Source organism: Deinococcus marmoris DSM 12784 (assembly GCF_000701405.1).
Taxonomy (GTDB): domain Bacteria; phylum Deinococcota; class Deinococci; order Deinococcales; family Deinococcaceae; genus Deinococcus; species Deinococcus marmoris.
The window spans coordinates 1-5,937 of sequence record NZ_JNIV01000161.1; the positions used below are offsets into that span (position 1 = coordinate 1).

Genomic DNA, 5,937 nt, shown 5'->3' on the forward strand with positions numbered 1-5,937 from the left:
GGAGTTCATCGGTGCCGAGTGGTTTCGCTTCCTGCGCCGGAAAGGCATTCGCCGGGCCATTCGGATTCGCAAGGATACGGTGCTGGACGAGCTGTCAGCCGCAGAGTGGTTCCAAGATCTGCAGCCCGGTCAGTTCCGGATGATCGCGGAGCGGACCACGGTCTTCGGTGAAGTGATGCGGGTAGTGGCCACCAGGTCACCCACAGGTGATCTGGTGATCATCGCGACGGACTTTCACGTGTGGGAAACGTGGCAGCTGTACAGGCTTCGCTGGACCATCGAATCGACATTTGGCTCGCAAAAGTCGCGGGGCTTCAATTTGGAGCGGACCGGAGTCACAGACCCCACACGGTTGGAGCGACTGTTCGGTCTGGTGACCCTGGCCTGGTTGGCTTGCCTCAGAGTGGGCGTCTGGCGGCATGAGGTAAAACCGATCCGGGTGCTGGCCCATGGCCGGAAGGCCATGAGCCTGGTGCGCTACGGCTCGGAAGAACTGCGCCATGTGCTGCGGTGGATTCCAGAGAGAATCGGCGAGATTCTGCGCATCTTGATAAGTCCTTTTCCTGCACTGAGACAGCCGGAAACTGAAGTTGTCAGCTACTGAGCACCTGACGGCCGGGTTCTGGCCTGCCCTCAACTTACGCTACATGGGAGCCGTGAAAGACCTGCGCTACTCCATGCGAGCCAGTAGACGCAATATTGCTCAGTCTGGAAGACCAGCTTGACCGAGTACCAGTCCATCCGGTTCAGTGTAATACTCGGCTTAAAATTGGGTGCGACTCCTGATCTGGACGTTGCGTAGCGTCCTGGTGGGCTGGTGGCTGCCGCAGGCGCTAGCGTGAGTACCGAACCTCTCCGATTTCGTGATGCAGCCACCTCCAGTTTGGCCTGGCCATATGAAGTGCAGGAGACCCCGCCATCACGCATGTGACCCATGACACGAAATGGTCAAACGAGCGGTATTTTCAGGTATGGCAACCAAACTACGGATTATTCAGATTGACAGAGAAGAGATCGTGATCAAGGGAGCGGCTGACAAGACCATCGCCGAGGCGAAAAAAGCCATGACGGCGGGAGGTGTCCTCACCGTTGAGAAAAAGGGATGGGTGTATCACTTGGCCGGGCAGCACATCGTTCGTCTCGAAGTCGAGCACGATGATGATCAGGATGACGAGAAGTCTTGACGACGGCACGCATGATGTCAGGACGTCGGCCCATAGAAGAGACGCGCTGCCTTGGAGCGCGTCAATGCTGAGGACAACACGTGAATGATCGTGCGGGCGTCCATTTGTTCTGAGGGCTGCATTGGGATTGCGGAAGATCCGAATGACCGAAAGCAACCTCAGACCCTTGAATCATCCTTGCCCCGCTCCCAGTGCGGCTTAACCGGAAATTGTTCGGTTCTAAAGTTTTGCAGTCCCCAAGCTTTCCAGGTAGGCTTTGCCGCGCTCCAGGTGCGCCGATCCCACCTCAATGATCAGGCGCGGCTGGCTTTGCACCGTCGCCAGAGCGGCCAGCACGCCGCGCCAGTGGATCTGACCATCGCCGGGGGGCCAATGCCAGTCGTTCATGGCGTCGTTGTCTTGCAAGTGGACGTGGCCCAGCCACTCGCCCACGGTGCGAATCCAGGCTTCGGGGGTGGGGCCGCCCACGCGCTGCATCAGGTGGGCGTGGCCCACGTCGATGCTCAGGCGCAGGCGGTCATGATCCATGCGCTGGGCCAGGGTCAGCAGCGGCGTGGGGTTGGTGTCGCGGATGTTTTCCATGACCAGCGTGCAGCCCACTGCCTCGGCCTGGGGCAGCAGCTTTTCAAGGATGTCCTGAACGATGTCCAGTTGTTCGGCCAGACCGGTAGCTGCCGTGTGCGACACCAGCGGATGCCCAAAAAAATCGAAGGGACTGTGAACCACCATATGCGTTGCGCCGATCTCGCCCGCGTAGGCCAGTGCGGCGCTGTGACGGCGCAGGCTGACCTCGCGCACGGCGGGATCACGCGGCATCAGGGTCAGGCCCCAGAACGGGCCGTGAATGCCCAGACGACCCGTAAAGCCGTCCAGCACCTCGCGGGTGCGCCCCGCGTGGGCACGCCAGTCACCGTCGAGCAGTTCATGTGAAACCGGGTCTTGCAATTCCAGATCACGGCCCGCGAACAGCCAGTCGCGGTGCTGCTCGACGGCTGAAAGGGGCATGGCCGCGCCCAGCGTGGCAAGTAAGGAGGTGTTTGGAGCCTGGGGTTTGGGTTGTGTTGCAGTCATGGTTGACCTCGTAGGGGAGAGAGGGAATTGGGACGGTATCCGGGTGAGTCGTGGATGACCCTGATTCCTGGATTATTTGGTGTCCTTGAACAGCGGCTGGGTGCGCTGAACCAGATCGCTCAGGGTGGCGTCAATCGGGGCGTCTTGCAGGAAAATCCGGTCCAGGGACTTGATAATTTCCTGGGTGCCCTGCACGTACCCTGTCGTCGAGGGGCGAGGGCGGGCATACGACAGTTGCTGGCCGCCAATTTCCAGACCCTTTTCACTTGCCACATAAGTTTTGTAGGCAGGCAGGTTGGTGGTGGTGCGGGTGATGGGCACGTAATTGCTCATCTTGATCCAGGTGAACTGCTGCTGCGGCTGGGCCAGCCAGCGGATAAACGTCCACGCGGCCTGCTGCTTGTCGGCGCTGCTGCCCTTGCTGATGCCCAGCGTCGCGCCGCCCACCGGCACGACGGGTTTCTTGTAGTACGGGAGCGGCGCGGTGCCGAACTTGAAGGGCACGCTGGCCTTCAGGCCCGGCCTGCCCGCCACCGAATCCATGAGCATGGCGACCTTGCCCGCCGCGAAATCGGCCCTGGTGTTCGGGCTTTGTAGTACGGCGCTGCCGTCACGGAAAAAACCTGCCCAGTCCGTGATGACGGCCTTGGCCGCAGGCTGATCGAGCAGCAGCTTGCCGTTATCCACCATCTCGCCGCCATTGCTCCAGACCGCGCCCTCCAGCACCCAGGGAAACGAGGACAGGGCGATGGCCGGAACCCCCGTGGCCGCCGTGATCTTCCTGGCCGCCACGCGCAGTTCCGGGTAGGTGCGCGGCGGGGCGCTGAGTCCGGCCTTTTTCAGCAGTTCGGGATTGTAGTACAGCACCGGGTTGGAGTTGTTCCAGGGCATCGAATAGACCGCGCCGTCCTCGCGGCTGACCTGCGTCTTGAACACCGGCCAGAAGGCGTTGAACGAGGTCTGGAAACCAGGCAGCGCCTTGAGGTTCACCAGCGCGCCCGACGCGGCGATGCGCGGCACGTAGGCCACCTCCAGTTGCATCACGTCCCCGGCGGGCTGTCCGGCGGCGATCCCAGCCAGCGCTTTTTGCACCACGCCCTCGTAAGTGTTGGCAAATTCGCCGCGTACGGTCACGTCGTTTTGCGCGGCGTTGAAGTCCTTGATCATGCTTTCGATGGCCTTGCCCAGCTCACCGCCCAGGCCGTACAGGAACGTGATCTCAGTCTTGGCCGAGGCGGTGGACAGCAGCGTGGCAGTCAGCAGGGTGGCGCTCAGGATCAGTAAACGTGGCATGGGACTCCTCCAGAGGTGGGCAGGGGGCGGACGGACGGGGGCGGCGGAGCAGTTTCAGAAGACGGTGGGAGAATGGGGCGTCCACGTCTGTAAAACTCAAGGAATGGGGGCTAGCGAGGTGGGGCTAGCCTTTCAGGCCGCTGGCGGCGGCACTCTCGATAAACCACTTCTGGGCCAGCGCGTAGGCGATCATCACTGGGGCGATGACGATCAGGGTGGCGGCCATGACCAGCGGCAGGTTGCTGCCCTCCAGGCTGGAAAAACTGGCGAGGCCCACCTGCACGGTGCGGAAATCGTCGCGGCTGGTCACCACCAGCGGCCAGACCAGCGCGTTCCACGACGAGAGAAACGTCAGGATGCCCAGCGCGCTCAGCACTGGGGCGTTGATCGGCAGCAGGATGCGCCACAGATACTGGGCGGGCGTTGCGCCGTCCAGCCGCGCGGCTTCCTCCAGTTCCACGGGCGTCTGCCGGAACGCCTGACGCAGCAGGAAGACCCCAAATGCGCTGGCCGCGAACGGCACGATCAGCGCCGGATAGCTGTTGAGCCAGCCGAACTGCCGCACAGTGATGAAGTTGGGAATCAGCAGCACGTCGCCTGGAATCATCAGCGTGCCCAGCGCCACGGCGAACAGAAAGGCTTTGAGTGGAAAGCGCATGCGCGCGAAGGCGTAGGCGGCCAGCGCGCTGCTGAGAAGCACGGCAGCCGTGGTGGTCAGCGAAATCAAGAGCGAATTGAGCAGGTAGCGACCGAAGGGGGCGCTGTTCCAGGCGTCGGCCAGGTTGTGCCACTGCCACGCGCTGGGCCAGAAGCCGCCGATGAAGACCTCCTGCTGCGGCTTGAAGGCGGCCAGCAGCATCCAGACCAGCGGCATCAGGAAGATCAGAATCACGGCGAGTGACAGGGCTTCCTGACCGAAGCGGGTCATCCTGGACGTCTTCACTGGTAATGCACCCGCCGTTCGGCCAGCTTGAGCTGGATGATTCCCAGGGTCAGCAGGAGCGCGAACAGCACCACACTCAGGGCGCTGGCCAGGCCCATCTGAAAGAACACGAAGGCGTTCTGGTAGATGGAGTAGCCCAGAAGATTGGTGGCCCCCGCCGGGCCGCCGCTCGTGAGCAGCAGCACCAGCCCGTACGACTGGAAAGTGCCGATCAGCGAGATAAACACCACGACCACCGTGGTGGGGGCCAGCAGCGGAATGGTGATGCGCCGGGCGATGGTGGCGCGGGAAGCGCCGTCGATCGCCGCCGCCTCCTCTAACTCGGCGGGCAGACCCTGCAACCCGGCCAGAAACAGCACGGCGGGCAGACCTACCCCCTTCCAGACCGCCACCAGGATCACCGAGGCCAGCGCCGTTTGTGGATCACTGAGCCAGCCAGGGCCGGCAATGCCCAGCCCCTCCAGCAGCCGATTCACCGGCCCGGAATTAGGATTGAGCAGGTAATTCCAGATCACCGCCGTGGCCGCCAGCGACACCACCACTGGGGCAAACACCGCGCCGCGCAGCAGGGACTGGGTGCGCGTGCGGGCGTTCATCAGGAAGGCCAGGGCCAGGCCCAGGCCCACTTCCAGGGCCGTGACGCCCACGGCAAATACGGCGGTGATGCCCAGGCTGCTCCAGAACTCGCGGTCTGCCAGGAGCTGACGGTAATTGGCGAGGCCCACCCAGTTTGGAGCGCTGAGCATGTCCGCATCGGTCAGACTCAGGTACAGCACGCGTGCCAGCGGGTAATAGGTGAAGACCACGAAGATCAGCAGTGCGGGCAGCAGGTACGGTGCGGCACGCAGCAGTTCCAGCAGCGCGCCCGGCATGCGCCTACCCTGTCCAGTTATGCGGATGCGAGCCGGAGAGATCAGACTGGCTTTCATGCCCTGACGTTAGACGCGGCATATCAGCACACTGCAAGTCACAAACCGCTGACAAGGAAGAGGATGAAATCCCAGCGGGCAGACACGCCCATGTCACTTTGTTGCAGACACACTCATCCCGGGTAGAAGGCTGGAATCATAACCGACATGCCTGACATGAGGGGCGTCCGGGGCGTATCCCCGGACGGATGCAATCACCCTCACTCGACAGTTTCCGCTGCCTCAACCCCGCCTGTCCAGCCGCTGGCCAGCCAGGTCTCGGGAATATTCGTCACCGCAAGTGGTACGACACGCGCTCGGGGCCACGCCGGTTGCTCCGCTGCTCGACCTGCGCCCGGGAATTCAGTGAACTCAGAGGCACCGCCCTCTGGAATGTGAAGCTTCCCCGTGAGCGAGTGGAGAGCATCGTGGAGCACGTGACGCGCGGGAACAGCTTCAAGCAGACCGCTGAACTCACCCACACCCACCGCACCACCGTCTCCCGGCTGGCGTGCATCGCAGGTGAACACGCTGCGCG

At 62.7% G+C, this 5,937-nt stretch carries 6 protein-coding genes and 1 pseudogene; 3 read left to right on the top strand and 4 right to left on the bottom strand.

Features of this window, described 5'->3' with window-relative positions:
- Together Q319_RS0122075 and Q319_RS0122080 are read left to right on the top strand one after the other, a co-directional pair.
- The coding region (locus Q319_RS0122075; protein WP_034416342.1) for a transposase at positions 1-604 on the top strand (604 nt) is incomplete at its 5' end.
- Positions 605-971: 367 nt separating this feature from the next.
- On the top strand, positions 972-1,184 hold the full coding sequence (locus tag Q319_RS0122080; protein ID WP_029484569.1) for a hypothetical protein: 213 nt from the start codon (positions 972-974) through the stop codon (positions 1,182-1,184).
- Between the two features lie 219 nt (positions 1,185-1,403).
- On the opposite strand, the gene Q319_RS0122085 is transcribed toward Q319_RS0122080, so the two are convergent.
- The 4 genes from Q319_RS0122085 to Q319_RS0122100 form a co-directional block, all read right to left on the bottom strand.
- Positions 1,404-2,255, bottom strand: coding sequence for a sugar phosphate isomerase/epimerase family protein (locus Q319_RS0122085; RefSeq protein ID WP_051655680.1), 852 nt, complete (start codon positions 2,253-2,255; stop codon positions 1,404-1,406).
- A 72-nt stretch (positions 2,256-2,327) separates the two neighbouring features.
- Positions 2,328-3,548, bottom strand: coding sequence for an ABC transporter substrate-binding protein (locus tag Q319_RS0122090; RefSeq protein ID WP_029484571.1), 1,221 nt, complete (start codon positions 3,546-3,548; stop codon positions 2,328-2,330).
- A 124-nt stretch (positions 3,549-3,672) separates the two neighbouring features.
- Positions 3,673-4,476: a carbohydrate ABC transporter permease gene (locus Q319_RS0122095; protein WP_029484572.1), complete on the bottom strand. Its 804-nt coding sequence runs from the start codon at positions 4,474-4,476 to the stop codon at positions 3,673-3,675.
- 11 nt (positions 4,477-4,487) lie between these two features.
- The gene (locus Q319_RS0122100) at positions 4,488-5,363 is read right to left on the bottom strand and encodes a carbohydrate ABC transporter permease (RefSeq protein ID WP_051655682.1); all 876 of its coding nucleotides are present in this window, start codon (positions 5,361-5,363) and stop codon (positions 4,488-4,490) included.
- A 245-nt stretch (positions 5,364-5,608) separates the two neighbouring features.
- Here Q319_RS0122100 and Q319_RS29225 point away from each other — a divergent pair.
- Positions 5,609-5,937, top strand: a pseudogene (locus Q319_RS29225) (IS1 family transposase); the annotation flags it as partial.